Below are 22317 nucleotides of genomic sequence, written 5' to 3'. Positions count from 1 at the left end.
GACCCGCGAACACACCAAACCCGCCGTGGCACCCACGGCAACACCGACGCGCCCACACCCAGCGCACCTCACCTCTATTTTCGGATTAGCAGGCCCGCACTCGCAAAAGCCCTGCTGGAATGCAATTCCGGCGGGATCGTCATGAAGTCGAGTTGAGAACCTCGGCGGCGCGCTTCACCGCATTGACGATGCCCTGGTAGCCGGTGCACCGGCAGAAGTTCCCCGAGAGCCCCTCGCGGATCTCGTCGTCGGTGGGTGTCGGGTTGTCGCGCAGCAGGGCCGTGATGCTGGTGACGAAACCCGGTGTGCAGAAGCCACATTGAAGGCCGTGGCACTCGCGCATCGCGGCCTGGACGGCGGACAGCTCGCCGTTGTCGGCGGCGATGCCCTCGACCGTCGTCACCTCCTGGCCGTCGGCCTGGACGGCGAAGATCAGGCACGACCGCACGGCCTGGCCGTCCAGCAGCACCGTGCACGCACCACAGGCGCCGTGCTCACAGCCGAGGTGGGTGCCGGTCAGCCCGCACTTCTCGCGGAGGAAGTCCGCAAGCGTCAGCCGCGGCTCGACGGTCCCGCCGTGGCTGCGGCCGTTGACCGACACGTCGACGGGTAGTTCATGCATTATGGGCCTCCCTCGCTTCCAGAGCCGCAGTGATTGCCTCGGTCCACGCCCGCGCGACCATCGTCGCGCCGACGCGGGTGCGGTAGGACGCCGTGCCCTGAAGGTCGGCGGGAACGTCTTCGAGCCCCGACATGGCCAACCGGCCCAATTCGTCCGGGGTGATGTCGGTGACGGCCCGGCCGACGACGGCCTGCTCTGCGGGAGTGCCCCGCTCCGGCGTCGAGCCGAGGCCGAGAAGCCCGATCCCGCAGCGGGTCACCGTGTCCTGGTCGTCGATCTCGACGGCCACCGTCGCGCCCGCGATCGCGAAATCGCCGTGGCGCCGGGCGAACTCCTGCACCGAGTAGCCGCAGCGGCCCGACCACACGGGGAAGGACACGGCGGTCAGGATCTCGTCGGCGGCCAGCGAGGTCTCCCAGAGCCCGGTGAAGAACTCCGCCGCCGGGATGGTTCTGCGGCCCCGGGGCGAGGCGGCCTCGATCGTGGCGTCGAGTGCGAGCGCGACCGCGGCGTACTCCGCGGCGGGGTCGGCGTGCGCGATGGCGCCGCCCAGGGTTCCGCGGGTCCGGATCTGGAAGTGCCCGATGTGCGGGGTGGACAGGGTCAGCAGCGGAACGGATTCGGCGACCTCGTCGTCCATCCCCACCAGGGCGTGCGGGGTGCCCGCACCGATCCACACCTGATCGTCGCGGCGTTCGATGTTGCGCAGTTCGGCCACCCGGGAGATGTCGACGAGGTTCGGGAAGTGCGTCAGGCGCATCGCGAGCATCGGCACCAGGCTCTGTCCGCCGGCGAGGATCTTCGCGTCGTCTCCGTACTCGCCGAGCAGCGCCACCGCATCCGCGACCGTGTCGGGGCGGTGATAGGCGAAACTCGCCGCTTTCATGAGTGAGCCTTCACGACAGCAGCCGGATGAGCGCGGCCTGCAGATCTTCGGCGAGCGCGCCGGCCGGGCTGGCGGCCTTGCGCCTGCGGCGGCCCAGCAGGAAGCCGAGGACGCCTGCGGCGGCAGCCGCGATCAGCACGGGCGCGAACCGCTTGGCCATCGGCACGGCGACCACCTTGAGCAGGTCGACGGAGTCGCCGGCATCCGGCGCCGCCGTCAGGGGAGCCGCAGCGGCGGAGCCGTTCTCGGAGGCTCTGGCGGGCGCCGCACCGCCGAGGAGTTCGGCCTCCAGGCTGCGGGCGAACTGCGCGATGAGATTGCCCGACACGTCGGCGAGCACTCCGCGCCCGAACTGCGCCGCCTTACCCGAGATCGCGAGATCGGTGAGGATGACGACGTGTGTGCCGGGTGGGGTGCTTCGCTCGTCGTCCTTCAGTTGCGCGGTGACGGTCGCCGCGGCGGTGCCGTTGCCCCTGGTCTCCTTGCCCTCGGCCTTGAGCACGATCCGCTGCGCTGCCGCGTCCTTCTCCAGGTAGGAGGCAACCCCCTTGTAGGACACCGTGATCGGGCCGACCTTGACCTTGACCGCGCCGTTGAACTCGTCGCCGTCGACCGACAGCAGGGTGGCACCCGGCAGGCAGGGCGCGACGCGTTCGACGTCGGTGAACACCTCCCAGACCTTGGCGGCGGGGACCGCGACCCGGAATTCGTTGTTCAGCTCCACGTCTAGTGGTCCTTTCCTTCGATCAACGCGACGATCGTGGCGGGGGTGGCGGGCAGCTGGGTGACCGACACACCGAGCGGGGCGAGCGCGTCGTTGACGGCGTTGATGACCGCCGGTGGCGAGCCGATGGCCCCGCCCTCGCCCGCGCCCTTGTAGCCGCCGACACCCGGGCCGGGGATCTCGACGTGCCCGAACTCGATGGGCGGCACCTCGGTGGCCGTCGGCAGCAGATAGTCGACGAACGTCGACGCCACCGGATTACCCGCGTCGTCGTAGGCGAGGTGCTCCAGCAGTGCGCCGCCGATGCCCTGCGCCGTTCCGCCCGCGACCTGTCCCTCGACCACGTTCGGGTTGATCATCGGCCCGACGTCCTCGCTGACGATGTAGCGGGTCAGCGTCACGTGCCCGGTCTCCACGTCGACCTCACACGTGCACACGTGAGTCGCGTTGGCCCAGTGGATCATCGCCTGCGAGTTGAACCGTGCGGTTGCTTCCAGGGTGGGCGGGATCCCGCCGAGCTGTGCGGGTTCGTAGTAGGAGCGGTAGGCGATGTCGGCGAAGCTGACGCTCTTGTCGCGGTCGGTGCGCACGCCGGCCCTCGAATCCGCGAGCTCCACGTCGGCCTCGTCGACGCCGAGGAGCTGGGCCGCGATCGCGATGATCTGCTTGCGCAGGATGGTGCCCGCCTCGTGCACCGCGCCTGCCGTCATCGGTGCGCTGCGGCTGCCCTGAGTGCCCGCCCCGTACGGGGTCACCGCGGTGTCGCCCTGGATGGTCGACACGTCATCGATGTTGGCGCCCAACGTATCCGCGGTGAGCTGCACGACGGTGGTCTCGATACTGTTGCCCGCCGAACCGCCGTTGACGTAGACGTTGATCTTCCCGGTGGACTCCATCCGCATGGTGGCGCCCTCGGTGGAGAGGTGTCCGGTCGCGGCGCCGGTGGGCTCGATGTAGGCCGAGAACCCGAGGCCGAGATAGCGGCCCTGCGCCAGCGCCTCGGCCTGCTCCTTGCGGAAGCCCTCGTGGTCGAGGATCTTCACGGCCTGCTCGAAGGTGTCGGCGGGGGCGCAGTTGTCGTACGGCATGCCGTTGGGGTTGAAGAACGGCATCTCGTCGCCGCGCAGGATGTTGATGCGGCGCAGCTCGACGGGGTCCATCCCGATTTTCCGCGCGGCGGAGTCGAGAAGCATTTCGCGGGTGAGGGTTTCGTACTGCCAGGGGCCGCGGTAGGCGTGCAGGCCCGGGGTGTTGGAGAACACCGTCTTGTAGTTGAAGCTGGCCTTCGGCACCCGGTAGGGCCCGGGGAAGAACATGCCGATCGCGGCGGTGGTGAGCACCGGGTACGGCGTCGGGTAGGAGCCGACGTCCTGGATGAAGTCGATGTCGGCGGCCAGGATCTTGCCGTCGTCGTCGAAGGCCATCCGGACCTTGCCGTCGACGTGCCGGGACTGGCCCGCCGACATCAGGTTCTCCCGCCGGTCCTCGATCCACTTCAACGCGGACGGCACCTTGCGGGCGGCCAGCAGGATGCACATGTCCTCGCGCATCGGCACCACCTTCTGGCCGAACGCTCCGCCGGTGTCGCGCACGATCACCCGGACGCCCTGGGCCGGGATCCCGAGCAGCCGCGCGGCGAACGCGCGCAGTTCGTGCGGTGTCTGCGACGACGCCCAGACGGTGAGTTCGCTGGTGGTGGACGTCCACTCGACGACCATGCCGCGCGTCTCCATCGGCACCGGCACGTACATCTGCTGGTAGATGTGTTCGGAGACCACATGCGCCGCGTTCGCGAACACCTCTTCGTCCGGCGGGGCGCCGCCCATGCCGCCGGCGACGTTGTCGGGGTAGGCCTCGTGGACGACGGGGACGCCTGCCTCGGCACCGCCGACCGCCTTGCGGAAATCGGCGACCGCAGGCAGCGGGGTGTAGTCGACGTCGACCAGGTCGACGGCGTCCTCGGCGAGGTACCGGCTGTCGGCGACGACGAGGGCGACGGGGTCGCCGACGAACTTCACCTCACCCTCGGCCAGCGGCGGCCGGGGAGTGTCCGGGATGTCCTTGCCCGCGACGGCGTGCCAGGCCTCCTTGACCTCGGGGTTGAGGTCCTCGGCGGTGAACACCGCATGCACGCCGGGAAGGGCCAGCGCTTCGGAAGCGTCGATGCCGTTGATGGTCGCGTGGGCGAACGGGCTGCGTACGAAGCAGGCGTGCAACATGCCGGGGCGCTGAACGTCGTCGACGAACGTGCCGTGACCAGTGAGAAGCCGGCTGTCCTCGATACGAGGGACCCTGCTGCCCGCATAGCGCGCGGTGACGGCTGGCACGGTGTCGGTCACTTCACATCACTCTCCTGAGGGCTTAGAGAGTGACGTTATCGCATCCGAGAGCGACATTTCCACCATCTTTGTCTCACGGTGGTCTCAGGCCTCGTGGTGGATGCGCCCGTCCATCTCCGTCAACGGTCGACCACGTCCGCCCCAGCGGCGCGCGATGATCTCCGCGGCGATCGACACCGCCGTCTCCTCGGGGGTGCGGGCGCCGAGGTCGAGTCCGATGGGGCTGGCGAGGCGGGCCAGCTCCGCGTCCGTCAGGCCCGCGTCGCGCAACCTGCGCATCCGGTCGTCGTGTGTGCGGCGCGAGCCCATCACGCCGATGTATCCGACGGCGGGGAGGCGCAAGGCGACCTCGAGGACGGGCACGTCGAACTTGGGGTCGTGGGTCAGCACGCAGATCGCGGTGCGTTCGTCGATGGCGCCCAGCGCGGCCTGGGCGGCGAGGTAGCGGTCGGGCCATTCGACGACCACGTCCTCGGCGGCGGGGAAGCGCGCCGCGGTCGCGAACACCGGCCGGGCGTCGCACACCGTCACCCGGTAGCCCAGGAAAGCGCCCTGCTGCGCCAGGGCGGCGGCGAAGTCGATGGCGCCGAACACCAGCATCCGCGGGCGGGGTGCATGGCCGGCGACGAACACCTCCATCCCGGCGTCCTGTCGCTGGCCGTCGGGTCCGTACGACAGGACGGCCGACCGCCCGGCGGCGAGCAACCCACGGGCGTCGTCGGCGACGGCCGCGTCGGCACGCTCGGAGCCCACCGAGCCCTGCGTCGAATCCGCCCCGACGATCAACCGCATGCCGAGCCTGCGCGAGTCGGGGTGTTCGATGACCGTCGCGACGGCGATCGGTCGATGGGCGGCGATGTCGTCGGCGACGGCCTGCAGCTGCGGAAAGGTGCTGCGCGACACCGGCTCTGTGAACACCTCGATGGTGCCGCCGCATGTCAGGCCCACCGCGAACGCGTCGTCGTCGCTGACCCCGTAGCTCTGCAGGTCCGGGCGGCCGGTGGCCACGACGTCGTTGGCGACCTCGTAGACGGCGGCCTCGACGCAGCCGCCGGACACCGAGCCCGCCACGCTGCCGTCGGGGCAGACCACCATCGCGGCGCCGGGTGGCCGGGGGGCGGACCTCATCGTGCGCACGACGGTGGACAACCCCGCGGTGCCGCCGGCCCGCCAGACCGCCAGCAACTCCTCGAGCACGTCGCGCACGAGCGCAGTGTATGCCCGCTAGTCGGCCCGCACCCGTGGCGGCGCCCTCTACAGTGCAGTGATGGTCGCTGCTCGGCGGATTCTCGCGGTGTGCTGCTCGGTCATCGGCTTCGCGGCCGCAACGAGCACGGACGCGTCGGCGTCGCCCGTCCCGCCGGTCTCCGACCAGGCCCGTGCGGCAGGGTTCGTGGACGTGCGCAGCGTCGTTCCGGATGCCGTGATCGACCTGCGCTATGCCACGGCGGACAACTTCGTCGGCGTCCCGCTGTATCCGGCAGGTGCCCGCTGCCTGGTACACGAAACCCTGGCACAGGGACTCGTCGTCGCCGCGGATCTGTTGCGCCGCGGCGGGGAACGGCTCGTCTTCTGGGACTGCTATCGGCCGTACGACGTTCAGGTGGCGATGTTCGAGGCGGTTCCCGACCCCGCCTGGGTGGCGCGCCCGGGTCCGTATGCGCGCAGCCACGTGGCGGGCCGGTCGGTGGATGTGACGCTGGCCGACGCGAAGGGCCCGGTGGACATGGGGACCGGCTTCGACGACTTCTCACCCCGCAGCCATGCCGACGCGACCGAGGGCGTCAGCCCGGCCGCGCAGGCCAACAGGGCACGGCTGCGGGACGCGATGACCGCAGGAGGCCTGACGGTGTACTCCGGCGAGTGGTGGCACTTCGACGGTCCGGGCGCCGCCGTGGATCGACCGATTCCGGACGTGCCTGTCGTCTGAATCGTCAGAGCTGGGTGAGGTCGGTGCGCATCAGCATGATGTTGTAGTCCGACCACAGCGACAGGTTCCAGTAGAGATCGGTTCCGGTCCCGAGCGTCGACGGCGACCAGGGATGCATCATCGGCGCGTAGATGCCGCCGGTCTGCTGCCTCATGAGCACCGTCGCCTCCGACCAGGCGCCCTCGGGAGTGTCGGCTGTCCGCATCACGATGCTGTTGTTCTGATCGCCGTAGAGCACGATGTACTTCTGCAGGTATTCGTTGTACTGAACCGACATCTCGCTGACGGTGTAGCCGGGTTGGGTTCTGGATCCGGACTTGCCGATGATGGCCGACGCCGACCTGGGGTTCCCCACGACCCACTTGGCCGGGGTGGTGCGGAACCAACCCGTCGAAGCCGCTTTGTAGTACTCGTACCTGCTCACGTTGAGGATGTCGTCGGGGGCGACGCGCGCGAGGTACGCAGCGCCCTGGCGGCCGTTGGGCGTGCCGTACATGAACACGTAACCGTCGTCGCCCATGACGAACGCCGACTGCTGAAAGTTGCGGTTGGAGCTGAAGAACGAGTTGTAGCGGACGCTTCCCCGTGCGACGGTGAAGTTCTCGCCGTTGTCGGTCGAGTACGCGATCGCCGAGTAGTTCGTGGTCCAGCGGCCCGCCGTGCCCCACTTCGACACCGACATGAAGCTGACGTACTGAATCGTGCCGAAGGGAGTGTCCTCGGTGACCTCGGTGGGCAGCGAGACACCCGCTGTCGGAATGAGTGTCACCGAGTTGGGCGCCCAGGACGGACGGTCGATGATCGGCCGCGCCTGCGTCGGACCGGACAGCGGCGCCCCGCCGAACATGTTGCCGTTGAACCATTCCCCGTCGGGGATCGTCATGCCGTCGGACAGGTCGTCGTCGGAGCTGCGGAACAACGTGTTGTAGATCCACCGGCCGGTCATGTTGGCCGAACCGAAGGTGTCGCCGACCGCGATGAGCACCTGATGCTCATTGATGTCGGGGGTGCTCGGGTCGTCGACCATGCCGTTGTCCCACATGACGCCCACGTCGGTGCCGTGAACCTGGAACCGGTTGTAGGTGTTGGCCAACGTCTTGTCGCCGTAGACGTACTTGCCTGTCACCCAGCTGACGAAGTTCGTCGACGGGCTGACCTGAGGGTTCAGCCACGGCGAGTACGGCACCAATGCGGCTGCGGTGACGGCTGTTTGGTCGTCCGCCAGCGCGAGGCTGGTGGGCGCCACGGCGGTGGTGCGCGCGGCGGTCGTCGTGGTGCGCGACACGAAGAGGTTCTCGAGCTCGCGCCGGGCGAACGACATCAACGCCCACATGAACGGTGGCTGCGGCGCACTGCCGGGGGTGGGGTCAGCCTTCTGACGCGCCCAGTCCAGCATGCTGTTCACGACGTTCACCACCGCGGTGACGATGTTGGGCTTCGGCGGCTGTTGGGTTGTGGTCGGCGTCGAGAGCAGGGCCGACACCCGCGGCGACACCGTCGTCGAGTTCGCCGTGGCCAGCGTGTCGGCGCTGGCGAACACCGCGACCTTCGTCGGCTTCTGCGGTGCAACCGCGGGGTCGTCCGATGTCTCGGCGGGCTTGGGCTTCGTCGCGGTCGGGGTTGTCGTTTTCTCGGCTGTGGAGGTGTCCTCTGTAAAGGTCGGGGTTCTGTTCGACGTGGTGGGCTTCGAGGGAGTCTCGGGCTCGGGCTCGTCGGTGTCGTCGGGCTCCGGCTCAGGCTCCGGGGCGGCCTCGTCCTCTGGCTCCGGCTCGCCGGTGTCGTCGGGCTGGGGGTCGGCCTCGGCTTCCGGGTCGGGCTCCGGGTCCGGGTCGGCCTCGGCCTCCGGCTCAGCCTCGGCCGCCGGCTCCTCCGCCTCGTCCTCTGGCTCCGCTTCTGGCTCGTCGGCGTCGGCTTCCTCAGCCGTCGCGCTGCTGTCGGCCGTGTCCGACTTGTCGCTGGCTGACGTATCGCGGTCCGACTTGTCGCTGGCTGACGTTGCTGAGGCCGTCGTCTTCGACGGCGACGAGCCGGTCTCCTCGGCCCATGCCACCCCGTGGCCTGCAAATATCGCTGATCCGATGCCCAGCGCGACGGCCAGACCGCCGACTCGACCGACGTACGCTGCGGCACCCATGAAACCCCTTAGATCCAGCCGTGTTCGAACCCCCGTCGTCGTGGCCATTCAAGCGCATCGGCGGGGGGAGTGGTGAGCAAATAGTTAAATCGTCACAGCGATTGAAACGTTACCGTGACCATTGGGTTCTGTTGATCCATCCCGCGAGCAGCAAATGGGTGAAACCCGAGTATCCGAGGCTCTCCAAGGCTTTCTCGTCGAGTGCGCCCACTTCGGCAATTCCGTCGCCGAGCCGGCTTCGATCATCCCGACCTGCGCGGCAACGCGCTGGACACCATTCAACGTCTCGGGGGCCTTCGCGATGCTGACGGGCAGACCGGTGCAGATATTTCCGTTTGGTGACGCCGACGCCGGGTATCTGAGAGCGAGCGACGGGGAAGCGGTGTCGATTCGTCGGGGACGGGTCCACCGTCGCGCTTCTGTGAGGACTACAGCCCATGGTCCTCGTCACCGGTTCACTGAACCAATCAACGATGGAGAATCAAATGCGAAAAGCTGTGGCAATTCTTGGCGTTACCAGCGCGTTGACCTTCGGCGGAGCGGGAGTCGCGCATGCCGCCACCTACGAGAGCCCGGTGCCGGCGACCACCACGACCCTGGCCCAGCCCGAGGCCGAGGACGACGGCGACAACACCGGACTGTGGGGACTCGCGGGTCTGCTCGGCCTCGTCGGGCTGTTGGGCCTCAAGCGCCGTGACGACAAGACGGTGGCCCGCCCCGCCGGGACGGTCGGCCCGGGCAACGCGTCCCGCGTCTAATCCGACACAGCTGCGAGGCGGCCCGTCACCCGACCGGGTGGCGGGCCGTTTGCGTGGCGCCTCCTGTCAAGATCGATTTGTCCTGGCGGCAATCGGCACGCCGCGGAGGTGCAGCACACTGACGAACCCGGTGCTTACCCCGCGGATAGGAACATCTTTCTCCTCGACAAGCGGAATCTGGCTTGCCGGCGATTACGGGACCTCTGCGCGCTCACGACAATTCTTCTCATGCCTGCATATGTGTTCCCGGAGACGGTGACCCCCAAGACCCGGCACCGCTCTGAGGTCGTGGCCCGATGAGGAAGTTCATGGCGCTGCACCGCAACGTCCGGGTCAGGATCGGGTTGGCGTTCGTCCACAAGTTGATCGACGCGATGATCCTCACCTTCATCGCGATCTACCTCGCGGCCCACGTGGGGATCGCGACCACGGGCGCGTTGATCCTGCTGTTCGCCGTGTTCGCGGTCTTCGGCATGCTGCTCGGCGGTCACCTGTCAGAGATGTGGGGACGTCGGCCCGTCCTCATCGTCGGGGACCTCATCGGCACCGCCTTCCTGGTGCTGATGACCGTGGCCTACTTCGCCGACTGGGGTCCGCTCGCGGTCTACTTCAGCTACGCCGTCGTCAAGTTCGGGACCAACATGGCGCTGCCGGCCAACGACTCGACGATCATCGACGTCACGCCGCCCGAGGACCGCAAGTACGTCTACACGGTCAACTACTGGGTGATCAACGTCGCGCTCGGCGGCGGCGCACTGCTCGGCGGCTTCCTCTACGGCTCGCACTTCGGCACGGTGATCCTGGGCGGCGCCATCGGCATGGGCTTCGCGCTCCTCGTCACCACACTGCTGGTAGCGGAGACAAAGCCGGCGTCGAAGCCGGGGTCGCGTGCCGACGCGCCGGCCAAGCTCCGCGGCTGGGCTCAGTTCGCCGAGGGATACAAGGTAGTGCTCGCCGACTCGACATTTCGCAGGCTGATCATCGTCGCCACCCTCGTGCTGACACTAGAAGGACAGCTGAGCACCTCGATCGGCATCCGGCTGTCGAACGACTTCGGGGTCCAGTACGTGTTCCCGTTCGGCGACGTCCACGGCGTCCAGATGCTCGGCGTGCTCAAGGCGGTGAACACCATCCTGGTCGTGCTGCTCGCGCTGAAGGTCAATTCGCTGCTCCGGCAGCTGCCAGACCGGGCCCGGGTCTTCGCGGGCATCGCTCTGTACGCGGGTGGCTTCGCGGTGCTGGCGGTCACCAACACGGCTTGGTTGCTGCTACTCGCCGTCGTGGTGCTGACCTTTGGCGAGCTGATGAACACGCCGGTACAGCAGGGGCTGCTGGCGGAGTTGGCGCCCGAGGAAGGCCGGCCCCGGTACATGGCCGCGTACTACCTGCACATCCGTTTCGGTCAGGTGGTCAACTCGCTGCTGATCAGCTTGAGCGCGGTCCTGAGCACCCTCGGGATGGCAGGGATCTACCTGCTCTTCGGCGTGGTGATCCTCATGCAGTACCGGGTGATCCTCGACCGCCGCCCAGCGCGTGCCGCGGCACAAGCACTGTCATCCGTCTGAGCCCGTCTGATTTTTCACACCTTGGAGGCAATCATGTCGGCACGCGCGAACCGCGTCACCGAGGCCTATCTGGCCGAATGCGCTACTCCGATGAGCGGGCTGCGCGGGGCACTGGCCGAGCTCGACGTGTCGGAGACCATGCGTGCTGCGTGGCCGAGGCTGCTGCCCCGTCCGGTCATGGTCGACGAGACCGAATTCCGAGCCTTCGGAAGGGATCTCGTCACCATCTTCGATCTGGTCACCTCGCTGCCGCAGCGCTGCTTCGACGGAGACTTCGACCGGTTCCGCGCTGCCCTCGGCATTGACGTCCGGCGCGGGGCCTGGATGCGCCGGCTGCTCGGCGACGGCCCCCCGCCGCTGTACGGACGGGCCGACACCTACTACGACGGCGCGTCGTTCAAGCTGCTCGAGTTCAACATCGGCAGCGCGCTCGGCGGCCTGGACATGGTCGGCCCGCTGCCGAAGGCCTACCTACGGATCCCGGCCTTCGCCGAGTTCGCCGCCGAACACGGTCTGGGCTACCTGGACATGAGCGGGGACCTGGCCGCGGCGCTGCGCAACGCGGGCAAGGCAATCGGCGCCGGCGAGCCCGTGGTCGCGGTGCTGGAGGGGCCCGGCGGGATGGCCACCTACGGCGACCAGCGGCGGGCGATCGGGGAGTTGCTCGCCGCGCAGGGCATCGACTGCCGGGTCGGTGAGATCAGCGACCTGACCTTCCGCTCCGGCAAGCCGTACCTCCACGGCACCGCGATCGACGTGATCCTGCGCTACTACGGGCTCGAGGAGATGCTCGCCCATCCCGACGGCGACGCGCTGATGGAGCCGGTGTTCCGCGCCCACGAGAACGGCACCGCGGTGGTGTGGACGCCGACCAACGTGTTCGGGAACAAGGGCACGCTCGCGATGCTGTCCGAGTTCGCCGAGGACGCCTCGGCGTTCTCGGCGCAGGAGCGCGCGGTGATCGAGCGGGTGCTGCCGTGGAGCCGCATGCTCGGCCGGCGCGGCCCCGAAGCGGATGAGCGGTTCATCGCCGAGTGCATGCAGCGCCGAGAGCAGTTGGTGTTCAAGCCAACTGGGCTGTCCGGCGGCGAGGGTGTCCTCATCGGGCGGGAAGTGGACGCCCGTACCTGGCGGGAGGCGCTGGCGGCGAGCACGCAGACCGGCAGCCTCGTCCAGGAGATCGTGCAGCCGAACGTGGAGACGGTGATCGAACCGGGGACCGGTGCCCGCTCCGAGTGGTTCGCGCTGTGGGCCGCCTTCATGACCCCGACCGGGCTCTGCGGCGGCGGCGTACGCGCCGTACCGCCCGGCGGCAGCACCGTCATCACCATGATCAACAACACCCAAGTCCGCAACACCTGCCTCTTCACCTGCTGACCAAGGAGTAATTCAATGACCCGATTCGTCGACCTGACCCACGGCTTCTACGACGGAATGCCGTCCTACCCCGCCGCCTGGTTTCCGCAGTTCGTCAGCGAGCGCACGATGACCCCGGAGACCGATCCCTACGGCACCAAGCGCACGTTCTCCTACCTGCACGTGTTTCCGCACAACGGGACGCACATGGAGTACCGCCTGCACTTCTTCCCCGGTGCCGAGGGGATCGACGAGGTACCGCTGCACACCCTGATCGGACGCGCCTGCGTCGCCGACCTGTCCGACAAGGGCGAGCTCGAGCCGGTCACCGGCGAGGACCTGGAGCGGGTCCTGCGTCCCGTGTGGAAAGAGGGCGACCGGCTGCTGGTCCGCACCGACTACCTGCGAAACAACTGGGGCAGGCCCGACTACTGGGACCGCCCGCCGTACCTGACCCCGTCGGCCGCGGAATGGGCAATCGACAACGGCGCCAGCCTGTTCGGGCTGGACTGCCTCACCGAACGGCCCGGCGACGCCGAGTCTCCCGTGCACCATGCGCTGCTGGCGGCGGGCATCCCGCTTCTGGAGTACGTCACCAACATGCATGAGCTCACCAGGCCGGTCGTGCAGCTGTTCGCGCTTCCCATGAAGGCGGCCGGCGCCGAGGCGGCTCCCACGAGGGTCATCGCGATGGAGGACACCGATGGCTGAGCCGGCCCGGCCCTCGGTGGCACTCGCGCCCGTTGCCGACGACGCCGCGGTGCCCGGTGTGTTGCGCAGGCTTCTCGAGCTGATCGACGAGCCACTGGCCGGCCTGCCTCCCGGCGCCGAGGTGTTGATCAAGCCGAATCTGTTCCAGACCACTCCCGGATTCCATGTGAGTCCCGCGCTGCTGGCGGCCATCGCCCGCGCGGTCGCCGAGCACGGGGCCCGGCCGGTGATCGCCGAGCGCACGCACGCCATCTACGAGATCCTCAACGACCACGAGGCCGCCCGGTACGCCCGCGTGGTCAGCCTCGACGATCTTCCGTTGCGCATCACCAACATTGCGGGCGCGACATCCCTGCGGGTGCCGATCGCGGTGCCCGAGTTGATCGAAGACTGCGACTACTTCATCGGGGTGCCGCAGCTGCGTACGCACGCCAGCGTCGTCTACTCCAACGCGATGAAGAACCTGGTCGGGCTGCTCCCCGGCTACACGACCCGAATCGTGCACATGGCCGGGGTCGACGAGTCCACCGTGGACCTCAACCTGATGCGCCCACAGGATCTGGTCATCTGTGACGGAACGACGGTGATCGAAGGCAACTACCCGATGGACGGGCGCGCGCGCTCGGTCGGCTTCCTCGCCGCCGGCCGGAACGCGGTCGCCCTCGACGTCGCGGTCGGGGTGCTCGCCGGCTTCGACCCGAACAGCGTCGCCTATCTGCGCGACGCACACCAACGCGGTATGGGTCCGCTCGCGCTCGAGGACATCGACCTGCTCGGCACGCCGATATCGGAGCTCGCCTTCGACATGGTCAAGGCGCCTATCGAGATCGTTCCGCCGCGCGCGGGTATCCACGTCCACGCCGAGCACGCCTGCCCGGCATGCAGCCGGTTTGTGGCCGGGGCCATGCGCGCACTCGCCGAGGAGCTGCGCGCCTGGGACGGCGAGATGACGATCATCTCCGGTCCGCAGGTGCAGATGCCGCCGCTGCGCGGTGCGGTGATACTGGTCGGCAACTGCCTCTACGAGAGCCGCGATCTCGGCATCTTCATCGAGGGATGCCCGCCGCGCGCCATCCAGCTCGCCGCGTTCCGCTACGCGATGGGCGAACCGGTCGGCGACCACGAGCGGACCCAGTTCCGGGTGCCGCCAGCGCTGGAACACGTGTCGGCATGACGATCATGACGATCAGCACGGTCACCTCGCCCGGGTCGGCGCTGCCCGCGGGATCGCGGCTGTACCGCCACGTCGTGCCGCTGGCGACGCCGATGAACCCGGTATCCGCCGCTGCGGCGCTGCGTACCGACGGGCGGGTCATGCTCACCGCCGGATCCGATGGTCGCCGCGCGACGCTGGCCGTCGGCGAGCTCGCCGTGCTGTCCCATCCAGGCGGCGCGGGGCACGCGCCGCTGGCCGACGCCGTGGATTTCCTTGCCGGGCTGGATATTCCGGCGGACACCCCGGAGCCCGAGGCGGCCTGGTACGGCCTGCTGGGCTACGACGCGGCGCGCGACTTCGAGCGGTTGCCCAGCCGTCACCCGGCGACCGATCGGCCGGTGTACGAGTTCTTCTTGCCCGAGGCGCTGGTCCAGTTCACCGACGGGTACGGACAGGTGATCGGCAGGGGTTCGTCGGCGGCCGCCGCACGCGCCGCGGCCGAGCGTGTCGCAAGGAAGCTGAACAGGTTTGCCGTCGCACCGTCCCCCGCAAGCGGGCGGTACCCCCACGGTGTCGTCGCCGTCGGCGCAGGCAGGTTCGGCTTCAGTTACGAGGAGTACGCCGCCGCGGTCGACCGCGCGAAGAGCCACATCCTCGACGGCGACGTGTTCCAGCTCGTACTGTCCATCGCCTGGACCGCGCCGGCCACCGTGGACGGTCTGGCGGTCTTCGAGCGACTGACCGCGATCAATCCGTCCCCCTTCCACTTCTGGTACGGCGGGCCGCGATTCGAGGTGGTCGGCGCCTCACCGGAACCGTGCCTGACGCTGAACGACGGCCGGGCGCTCATCCGTCCGCTCGCCGGCACCCGATCGCGCGGCCACGACAGCGTCACCGACCTGCGCGCCGAAGCCGACCTGCGCGCGTCGGTCAAGGAACTGGCCGAGCACCGGATGCTCGTCGACCTCGCCCGCAATGATCTGGGCCGGGTGTGCAGGCCGGGGAGCGTCTCCGTCGAGCGACTGATGGACGTGGAGCGCTACTCCCACGTGATGCATCTGACCTCGGACGTGCACGGCGAAATCCGCGGCGACCGGCGGACCGACGAGCTCATCCGGGCGACCTTTCCGGCGGGCACCATGACCGGCACGCCCAAGGTGCGCGCGATGGAGATCATCGACGACCTGGAGCCGAGCCGGCGCTGGCTGTACTCCGGAGCGGTCGGCTCATTCGGGCTGTCCCACGTGGACCTGTTCCTGACGATTCGCAGCATGGTGCTGTGCGACGGGGACGTTCGCCTGCAGGCGGGAGGCGGCATCGTGCACGACTCCGACGCGTCGGCCGAGTACGCCGAATGCCTGGCGAAACTCGGCTCGGGCGCCCGGGCTCTCGGCGTGACCATGAAAGGGGGCGCGACATGATCTGCGTCATCGACAACTACGACTCGTTCGTCTACAACCTCGTGCAGTACGTGGGAGCCCTCGGCGACGAGTGTGTCGTGTACCGCAACGACGAGGTGACCGTCGAACAGGTCGCCGGCCTCGCTCCCGACCTGATCCTGATCTCGCCGGGCCCCGGCGATCCGGCAGACGCGGGTGTCTCCATCGAGCTGATCCGGCGGCTGGGCTCCAGCTTCCCCATTTTCGGAGTGTGTCTCGGCCACCAGGCGATCGGTGCGGCCTTCGGCGCTCGGATCCGGCACGCCACCGCACCGATGCACGGGAAGTGCTCGCAGATCAGCCACGACGGAAGCGGCGTGTTTGCCGGGTTGCCGAACCCGATGACGGTTGCCCGCTACCACTCGCTGGTGATCGAGGCCGACACGCTGCCTGCTGAATTGGTGGCGACCGCCCGGTCGCGAGACGGCGAGATCATGGGCGTCCGGCACCGAACGCTGCCGATCGAGGGCGTGCAGTTCCACCCGGAGTCGCTGTTCACCGAACAGGGCGTCGACATCGTCGGCAATGCGGTGCGCGGCATGCGCAACCGCCTTTCCGCGGAGGCGGTGGGGGCCGCATGACCGCCGACCGGCTGCTGGCCTCCCTTCGATCACTCGGCACTGTGGCCGTTGCGTTTTCCGGCGGAGTCGACTCCACCCTCGTGCTGGCCGCGGCGTTGCGGGCGCTGCCGGCCGATCGGGTGATCGCGGTGATCGCCGACTCACCCAGCCTCGCCCGCACCGAACTCGTCGAGGCGCGCCAGGTCGCCGCCTATCTCGGTGCGGAGTTGGTCGAAGTCCGAGTCGCCGAGCTCGAGGTTCCCGGCTACCGCGCGAATGCCGGCGACCGCTGCTATTTCTGCAAGCACACTGTGCTGAGCGCCGTCGGCGAGCTCGCGGCTCAGCGGGGCCTCACGCACGTGGCCACCGGTACGCACGCCGACGATCGTCGGGCCCTGCACCGTCCCGGTCTGCGTGCCGCACGTGAGCTGCAGGTGATCGAACCGCTTGCCGACGCCGGGTTCGGCAAGCGGGAGATCCGGACGCTGGCGGCCGCGTGGTCGTTGCCCGTCGCCGACAAGCCGGCGACACCGTGCCTGGCCTCGCGTATCGCCGTGGGCCTAGCGGTCTCCATAGGCCGGCTGGGCTTGGTGGAGCGCGCCGAGATCGCGGTGCGAGCGCGGTTGGCCGGAGCCGGTGTGCAACCGCATGATCTGCGGGTTCGGTTGCTCGGCAATGGATTCGCCGTTGAGCTGGACCGGTCGGCGCACGCCGCCCTGGAGACGTCGCCCGGGCTCGCCGCCGAGGTCCTCACCGAGTTGAACGGCCTCGGACTGACCGGAGCCGGGCGGATCGTGACATACCGTTCTCCGGCGCTCACGCCCGCCATCGGTGACAACGCGGTCTCTTCGTGAGATCGTCACCAGACAGCGGTGCCGCGCACACCTGGAGGCGGACCATGACGGAGCCCTGGGAACCCGACGAGGCGCTGACCGCCTTCGCCGACCTCGATCTCGACCGAGCGGCCCGGCGGGGCTATCCGGAGGCGGTGTACTGCCAGGGCAAGACGCCCGAACAGGTCCGGCTGATCGCCGTCGCGCTGCGCGCCCACGGAGCCCGCACGTTGTTCACCCGGGCGAGCCCGGAGCACGCCGCAGCGATCCTCGGCGAGCTGCCCGACGCCTTCCATGACGGAGCCAGCAGGCTGTTGGCGTGGCCACCCGACCCGCCGGACCCGGTGGGTGGCCGGGTCCTCGTCGTGGCCGCGGGCACGGCCGACCACCCCGTCGCTCGGGAGGCGCTGCTCACCGCACAGCACCTCGGCCGCCCCGTGGATCTGATCATGGACGTCGGTGTGGCCGGCCTTCATCGATTGCTGCGTCGGCTCGACGCGCTGCGCGCGGCCAAGGTGATCGTCGTGGTGGCGGGCATGGACGGGGCACTGCCCGGGGTGGTCGCCGGACTGGTCGCGGCGCCGGTGGTGGCGGTGCCGACGTCGACCGGTTACGGCGCGGGGTTCGAGGGCTTGGCGCCGCTGTTGACGATGCTCAACAGCTGCGCGCCCGGGGTGGCAGTGGTGAACATCGACAACGGTTACGGCGCAGGGCACCTCGCCGCCCAGATAGCCGCACCGTCGACCTGAGGCGCACGGGTGCTTACCCGGCGGACAGGAAACCCTTCCCGCGGCAGGGGTGGAATCGCGCCTCGCGGCGATTCTGAAACCGCCGTCTGACCGTGACGATTTGTTCATGACCGGGCCCAACGAACAACAGCAAGCCATCTGGTACGTACACGGGCTTGCCGAGGTGCTGGCCTGCTCGGGCTCGCAGGATCAGGTCGATGACGCGATCGTCCGGTTCGACCGGTTTCGCCCGACCCGCGCGCCCGGCCCTCTGAATGCTTCGCCCAACGCCCTGAGCCTCACGGCACGACGACGGCTGGATCAGTGGGGCTATGTCGTTATCGACGATGTTGAAAATCTCACCGCGGCAGAAGAACTCGTCGGCTCAGTGGGCGAACTGATCAACGACCAGTCGAATTCGCAAGTCACGGATACCATCTGGGCCCATACTGAAGCGCCCGGCCGGAATCTCAGCCCCGCCTACGTGGCGCTGTTCTGCCACCGTCGGCGTCGCCGCGGCGCAGGCCACACCGACCTGCTCGACATGCGGAAATTGGTCGGGGCGCTCGGTGCAGACGAGTTGGCCCTGATGACCGATGTCGAGATGCACTTCCCGGGACCCGACGGCGGCGTTCATACCACGATGCTGAGCACCGACGCCGACGGCAACAGCGTCACCCGCTTCAGCTACGACCTGCTGACCGCAGCCGACGGCCAACCGCTCGGCGAGGCCGGCCGTAGGCTCGCACATCGGATCAACGACGTGTTCCGCGAGCTGAGCACGCGTGTGGTCATCCCGGACGGCTCGCTGCTGATCTGGGACAACCAGCGAATGTTGCACGCGCTGCCGGGCAACCATGATCGCACCCGTCGCCTGACCGAGTTGCGGAGCACCGATTGGCGGCGGTCGTGAAGTGGAACAGGACGGCGTGATCGCGGTGCCCGACCGGCGGGCGGCGGGCTGGCGCGTGCGACCAGTGCTCGCCTACGAGGTGTGGCCCGTCCGCCATCAGGTGTTGCGCCCCGAACGGCCATTGGAGAGCAGCCGCTATGCCGGAGACGATCGGCCGGGCACCCGACATTTCGCCGTGCTCGACAGGGGCCGTCCAGTGGGGGTGGTTTCGGTGTATCACGAGGATCCGCCCGCCGAATACACGGTGCCAGGCCTCGAACCCGGCCGGGGCTGGCATTTGCGCGGCATGGCCACCCTCGAGGAAATCCGCGGCACCGGTGCGGGGAGCGCCCTGCTGCGCACCGCGCTCGCCGACGCCGTGCTCGGCGGCGCCGGGGCGGTCTGGTGCAAGGCGGGCAGCGCCGCGGCGGGCTTCTACCGCAAGCACGGATTCAAGACCCTGGGTCACGAGTTCGAGATTCCAGGCATCGGGCCGCACCTGTTCATGTACTGGATGGACGCGCGTCCGGCACCGACCACCTCGCCGCTCAGGTAGCCGCGTCGTCCCCCTCACGAGGCTCGCCCGACCATGGCAGGCCGGGACGGAGCATCGCGGCCTCGGCGGCCGCGATGCTCTCGTCGAGCACCTGCCGCACCGGTAGGTCGCGGGCCGTGGCCAAGGCTGCGGCATCGTCGAATTCCGGGGTTGCGTGCACGATGCGCCCGGCCCGCACTGCCACCTTGATCCGCACCTCGCCGCCGCGCAATTCGACGGTCTGCCAGCCTCGGTCCAGGGCCACGCGGGACACCGGTGCCTCACGTACGCCGATCGTCGACGTCAGCCTGAACAGTGTGTCGCGCAGAGCTGCTCGCTCGGCATCCCGGGCGAGCACGCACAGCGTGTGCGCCGGCCGGCCCTTCTTCATCAAGATCGGTACCAGCCAGGCGTCGGCAGCTCCCGCCTCCAGCAGCGCGGCCAGCACCGTCGGCCATACCCGCGGATCCAGGTCGTCGACGTTCGTCTCCAGTACCCACATGCTGTCCGCTGTCGGCGCATCGACGACGGGAACGCCGAGGACCACGCGGACCACGTTGGCCCGCCCCGGGACGTCACGCCCGCCCGCGCCCACCCCCAGCGCCGTGATCTCCATCGGCCCAATCGACCCGCACTCGTCTGCCAGTGCCCGGATCAGTGCCATGCCGGTGGGCGTGGCGAGCTCCCCCTCGCCGCCCGCGAGGATCCGCCAGCCTCGGGCGAGCTCGAGCACCGCGGGTGGTGGTACCGGCAGATCGCCGTGGGCTGAGCCGATCCGCCCAGAGCCCACCGCCACCGGGCTGGCCGTCACCCGGGTGACACCAAGCCCGGCCAGCGCCGCGCAGGCGCCCACTATGTCGGCGATCGAGTCCCACGAGCCCACCTCGTGGAAATGCACGTCATCCGTTGCGACTCCGTGCACCCGGCCCTCCGCGTCGGCAAGCCGTGCGAACACCGCGAGCGCGGTGGTGCGCACCGCGCCGGGCAGTTCAGCGGCTTCGAGCATCGTACGGATGCGTGCCCACGAGCGGTGTGGATGATCTTCGGTGCGACTCTCGACGTCGATCTTCAACGCGCGCAGGCCTGCCCGGTGCACGGTGCTCGTCCGCAGTGCGACCTCGCCGGGCACCACGGCCGACACTGCGGATTCGACCGTGTCGAGCGCAGCGCCGGCGTCGATCAACGCGCCCAGCAGCATGTCGCCAGCGATGCCCGCGGTGGCATCCACCCACAGGTGCAAGCCGGCACTGTGCCTCATGACCGCCACGCTATGCCGTCTCCCCGGCCTCAGTCATGACAGTCACCAATTCGGTTGTGCCGCAGTTTAATCAGCACACGTCCTGAGGCGCCCAAAGCCGGCGAAGGCGCCCGGCGCTTACCCCGCGGACAGGAAACCCTTCCCCAACGACACACGGAATCTGGCTTTCCGGCGATTACGCGCGCGCGGCTTGATCACGACCATTTCAGTCATGACCACGCACACGCACAAGACGGTCCTGACCCCGGAACTGCGGGCCAAGGTGGCTGCGGACAACAGCATCGGTGGCGGCAACCTGCTTCCCTCGATGCTCGCCATCAATCCGCATCCGGATGAACCGTTCATCACGTCTCTGACTCCCGTGCCGTACACCGACGGCCAGACGCGGACCGAGTTCAGTCTCCGCGACCTCGACCACCTGATCCAGAGCTGGTCGGTGTGGTACCTGGAGCAAGGAGTACGGCCGAAGGACCGCGTCGCGGTCTTTCTGCCCGACTCCATCGCCTATTTCGTGCACTACTCGGCCATCGCCCAGATCGGCGCCATCGCCGTGCTCATCAACTGGAAGTCTCCGCGCGAGAGTGCGGTCGCATTGTGCGAGCGGACCGGCGCGATCGGCCTGTACACCGACCAGGAGCGGGTGGACCGGATCGGGCCCGACCTGGACAAGCTCGCGTTGCGGTGGATCACGACCATCGAGGAGATGCCGAGCCCGGCATCGGCGACGCTGAGCGACGAGGCACGGTTCCGGCACAGCCCCGACGACCCGGTCGGCATGATGCACTCGTCGGGCACGACGGGCCTGCCCAAGCCGGTCATCCACACCCACCGCACGATCCTGGAAGGACCCAAGTTCCGTGCGGTCGACTACAAGGAGCAACCCGACGCGCGGATCATGACCGCGCTCCCGCAGTCACACCAGGGCACCATCTCTTTCACCTCCTACGCGGTGTTGACCGGGCAGCCGCTGCTGGCCTGGCGCGATGTCACCGGTGAAGAGCTGGCGGCAGCCATCCCCGAGCACAGGCCGACGATGGTGATGGCCTTCGGCCACGCCTACCCCGAGCTGGCCGCGGTGGAGACTCCCGCCGGCGCCCTCGACTCGGTGAACATCTGGGTCTCCATGGGGGATGCGGTGCACGAGCGGCACCTGAAGAACGTGCTCGCGCGCCGCTCCGCGGACCTCCCGCCGGCTGCGTTCCTCGATCGCCTCGGCACGACCGAGTTGGGATGGGGCGTCCTGATGCAGCCCCGCACCCTGGCGACCCAGCGCAACGACCGCTGCGTCGGCCGCTCGGTCGGCTTCGCAGATGTCGCCATCCTGCGGGAGAACGGCACCCTCGCCGCGCCGTACGAGCACGGGTTCCTCGGCGCGAAACCACCGTCGATGACGGTGGGGTACTGGGGCAACCAGGACACCTACTACCGGAGCATCCTCGCCGGTTACTGGCTGACCGGCGACATCGCCTACCGCGACGAGGACGGCTACTTCTACCAGGTCGATCGCGCCGTCGACGTGGTGCACACCGCCGACGGACCCGGCTACTCGGTGCAGATGGAGGAACTGGTCCTCAACGAGGTCGTCGGCGTCAAGGACTGCACGGTCGTCGCCGGAGGCTACCGAAACGAGAAGGTTCCCGTCGCCGTGGTGACCGGGGAGGACATCGACCCGGCGAAGGTGCTGTCCGCGGCCAACGAGGCGTTGCGCGCCACCGGGAAGCCGGAACTGGCCATGGTCGAGGTCGCAAGCGCCGACAGTGACTTCCCGCTCGGCGTCACAGGCAAGTCGCTCAAGCGCTACCTGCGCGACAAGTACGCGGACCTCGTCGCCTACCTCGGCGACCGCGGAAGCAAGACCCTCGCCACGAGCGCTTCGCTCGCCTAACTCGAT

The 22317-nt window shown here is 68.8% G+C and carries 20 protein-coding genes; 13 read left to right on the top strand and 7 right to left on the bottom strand.

Translation table 11 applies throughout. From position 1 onward, the window contains the following. Positions 1-139: 139 nt before the first annotated feature. The 5 genes from H7I57_RS16445 to H7I57_RS16425 form a co-directional block, all read right to left on the bottom strand. The gene (locus H7I57_RS16445; RefSeq protein ID WP_264024695.1) at positions 140-622 is read right to left on the bottom strand and encodes a (2Fe-2S)-binding protein; all 483 of its coding nucleotides are present in this window, start codon (positions 620-622) and stop codon (positions 140-142) included. Beyond that, positions 615-1508, bottom strand: coding sequence for an FAD binding domain-containing protein (locus H7I57_RS16440; protein ID WP_264024693.1), 894 nt, complete (start codon positions 1506-1508; stop codon positions 615-617). Before H7I57_RS16440 ends, H7I57_RS16445 begins: the two co-directional genes overlap by 8 nt. A gap of 10 nt (positions 1509-1518) precedes the next feature. After that, positions 1519-2232: an SRPBCC family protein gene (locus H7I57_RS16435; protein ID WP_264024691.1), complete on the bottom strand. Its 714-nt coding sequence runs from the start codon at positions 2230-2232 to the stop codon at positions 1519-1521. A 2-nt stretch (positions 2233-2234) separates the two neighbouring features. Beyond that, complete coding sequence (locus H7I57_RS16430) at positions 2235-4571, bottom strand: xanthine dehydrogenase family protein molybdopterin-binding subunit (protein WP_264024689.1); 2337 nt, start codon at positions 4569-4571, stop codon at positions 2235-2237. An 84-nt stretch (positions 4572-4655) separates the two neighbouring features. Further along, positions 4656-5777, bottom strand: a complete 1122-nt coding sequence (locus H7I57_RS16425; protein WP_264024687.1) for an XdhC family protein — start codon at positions 5775-5777, stop codon at positions 4656-4658. 61 nt (positions 5778-5838) lie between these two features. Here H7I57_RS16425 and H7I57_RS16420 point away from each other — a divergent pair, with 61 nt between their 5' ends. Further along, complete coding sequence (locus tag H7I57_RS16420) at positions 5839-6501, top strand: M15 family metallopeptidase (RefSeq protein WP_264024686.1); 663 nt, start codon at positions 5839-5841, stop codon at positions 6499-6501. A 4-nt stretch (positions 6502-6505) separates the two neighbouring features. Here the strand turns inward: H7I57_RS16420 and H7I57_RS16415 are convergent, their stop codons facing one another. After that, positions 6506-8635, bottom strand: a complete 2130-nt coding sequence (locus H7I57_RS16415) for a glycoside hydrolase family 183 protein (protein ID WP_264024685.1) — start codon at positions 8633-8635, stop codon at positions 6506-6508. Between the two features lie 485 nt (positions 8636-9120). On the opposite strand from H7I57_RS16415, the gene H7I57_RS16410 reads away from it, so the two are divergent. The 11 genes from H7I57_RS16410 (at position 9121) to H7I57_RS16360 (ending at position 19189) form a co-directional block, all read left to right on the top strand. Next, on the top strand, positions 9121-9393 hold the full coding sequence (locus H7I57_RS16410) for a WGxxGxxG family protein (RefSeq protein ID WP_264024684.1): 273 nt from the start codon (positions 9121-9123) through the stop codon (positions 9391-9393). A gap of 296 nt (positions 9394-9689) precedes the next feature. After that, positions 9690-10958, top strand: a complete 1269-nt coding sequence (locus H7I57_RS16405; protein WP_264024683.1) for an MFS transporter — start codon at positions 9690-9692, stop codon at positions 10956-10958. 33 nt (positions 10959-10991) lie between these two features. Continuing rightward, positions 10992-12335, top strand: a complete 1344-nt coding sequence (locus tag H7I57_RS16400) for a hypothetical protein (protein WP_264024682.1) — start codon at positions 10992-10994, stop codon at positions 12333-12335. 15 nt (positions 12336-12350) lie between these two features. After that, positions 12351-13025, top strand: a complete 675-nt coding sequence (locus H7I57_RS16395; protein WP_264024681.1) for a cyclase family protein — start codon at positions 12351-12353, stop codon at positions 13023-13025. Next, positions 13018-14199: a DUF362 domain-containing protein gene (locus H7I57_RS16390; protein WP_264024680.1), complete on the top strand. Its 1182-nt coding sequence runs from the start codon at positions 13018-13020 to the stop codon at positions 14197-14199. The genes H7I57_RS16395 and H7I57_RS16390 overlap by 8 nt, the downstream gene beginning before the upstream one ends. Next, positions 14196-15602 carry an anthranilate synthase component I family protein gene (locus tag H7I57_RS16385; protein WP_264024679.1) on the top strand — a complete coding sequence of 469 codons (1407 nt, stop codon included), beginning with the start codon at positions 14196-14198 and terminating at the stop codon, positions 15600-15602. The genes H7I57_RS16390 and H7I57_RS16385 overlap by 4 nt, the downstream gene beginning before the upstream one ends. Next, positions 15599-16201: an anthranilate synthase component II gene (locus tag H7I57_RS16380; RefSeq protein ID WP_264024677.1), complete on the top strand. Its 603-nt coding sequence runs from the start codon at positions 15599-15601 to the stop codon at positions 16199-16201. The genes H7I57_RS16385 and H7I57_RS16380 overlap by 4 nt, the downstream gene beginning before the upstream one ends. Then, on the top strand, positions 16198-17034 hold the full coding sequence (gene larE / locus H7I57_RS16375) for an ATP-dependent sacrificial sulfur transferase LarE (RefSeq protein ID WP_264024676.1): 837 nt from the start codon (positions 16198-16200) through the stop codon (positions 17032-17034). Before H7I57_RS16380 ends, larE begins: the two co-directional genes overlap by 4 nt. 44 nt (positions 17035-17078) lie before the next feature. Next, positions 17079-17762, top strand: coding sequence for a nickel pincer cofactor biosynthesis protein LarB (gene larB, locus H7I57_RS16370; RefSeq protein WP_264024675.1), 684 nt, complete (start codon positions 17079-17081; stop codon positions 17760-17762). A 49-nt stretch (positions 17763-17811) separates the two neighbouring features. Continuing rightward, the gene (locus tag H7I57_RS16365; protein ID WP_264024674.1) at positions 17812-18654 is read left to right on the top strand and encodes a TauD/TfdA family dioxygenase; all 843 of its coding nucleotides are present in this window, start codon (positions 17812-17814) and stop codon (positions 18652-18654) included. Position 18655: 1 nt separating this feature from the next. Next, positions 18656-19189, top strand: a complete 534-nt coding sequence (locus H7I57_RS16360) for a GNAT family N-acetyltransferase (protein WP_264024672.1) — start codon at positions 18656-18658, stop codon at positions 19187-19189. On the opposite strand, the gene larC is transcribed toward H7I57_RS16360, so the two are convergent. Then, positions 19182-20408, bottom strand: coding sequence for a nickel pincer cofactor biosynthesis protein LarC (gene larC, locus H7I57_RS16355; protein WP_372510242.1), 1227 nt, complete (start codon positions 20406-20408; stop codon positions 19182-19184). The two genes, H7I57_RS16360 and larC, sit on opposite strands and share 8 nt — an antisense overlap. A gap of 229 nt (positions 20409-20637) precedes the next feature. Between larC and H7I57_RS16350 the strand changes: the two genes are divergently transcribed. Then, positions 20638-22311 carry a class I adenylate-forming enzyme family protein gene (locus tag H7I57_RS16350; protein ID WP_264024669.1) on the top strand — a complete coding sequence of 558 codons (1674 nt, stop codon included), beginning with the start codon at positions 20638-20640 and terminating at the stop codon, positions 22309-22311. Positions 22312-22317: the final 6 nt, after the last annotated feature.

Source organism: Mycolicibacterium pyrenivorans (genome assembly GCF_025821625.1).
In the GTDB taxonomy this organism is placed as follows: Bacteria; Actinomycetota; Actinomycetes; order Mycobacteriales; family Mycobacteriaceae; genus Mycobacterium; species Mycobacterium pyrenivorans.
Note: the sequence above shows the minus strand (reverse complement) of the source record. Positions and strands in the feature narration are given on the sequence as shown.

Excerpts from the sequence above, each read along its gene's own strand:
- H7I57_RS16400 (WP_264024682.1), top strand. The coding sequence starts at position 10,992 with ATGTCGGCACGCGCGAACCGCGTCACCGAGGCCTATCTGGCCGAATGC.
- H7I57_RS16380 (WP_264024677.1), top strand. The coding sequence starts at position 15,599 with ATGATCTGCGTCATCGACAACTACGACTCGTTCGTCTACAACCTCGTG.
- H7I57_RS16385 (WP_264024679.1), top strand. The coding sequence starts at position 14,196 with ATGACGATCATGACGATCAGCACGGTCACCTCGCCCGGGTCGGCGCTG.
- larE (WP_264024676.1), top strand. The coding sequence starts at position 16,198 with ATGACCGCCGACCGGCTGCTGGCCTCCCTTCGATCACTCGGCACTGTG.
- H7I57_RS16395 (WP_264024681.1), top strand. The coding sequence starts at position 12,351 with ATGACCCGATTCGTCGACCTGACCCACGGCTTCTACGACGGAATGCCG.
- H7I57_RS16415 (WP_264024685.1), bottom strand. The coding sequence starts at position 8,635 with ATGGGTGCCGCAGCGTACGTCGGTCGAGTCGGCGGTCTGGCCGTCGCG.
- H7I57_RS16390 (WP_264024680.1), top strand. The coding sequence starts at position 13,018 with ATGGCTGAGCCGGCCCGGCCCTCGGTGGCACTCGCGCCCGTTGCCGAC.
- H7I57_RS16420 (WP_264024686.1), top strand. The coding sequence starts at position 5,839 with ATGGTCGCTGCTCGGCGGATTCTCGCGGTGTGCTGCTCGGTCATCGGC.
- H7I57_RS16405 (WP_264024683.1), top strand. The coding sequence starts at position 9,690 with ATGAGGAAGTTCATGGCGCTGCACCGCAACGTCCGGGTCAGGATCGGG.
- H7I57_RS16410 (WP_264024684.1), top strand. The coding sequence starts at position 9,121 with ATGCGAAAAGCTGTGGCAATTCTTGGCGTTACCAGCGCGTTGACCTTC.
- H7I57_RS16350 (WP_264024669.1), top strand. The coding sequence starts at position 20,638 with ATGACCACGCACACGCACAAGACGGTCCTGACCCCGGAACTGCGGGCC.
- H7I57_RS16440 (WP_264024693.1), bottom strand. The coding sequence starts at position 1,508 with ATGAAAGCGGCGAGTTTCGCCTATCACCGCCCCGACACGGTCGCGGAT.
- larB (WP_264024675.1), top strand. The coding sequence starts at position 17,079 with ATGACGGAGCCCTGGGAACCCGACGAGGCGCTGACCGCCTTCGCCGAC.
- H7I57_RS16445 (WP_264024695.1), bottom strand. The coding sequence starts at position 622 with ATGCATGAACTACCCGTCGACGTGTCGGTCAACGGCCGCAGCCACGGC.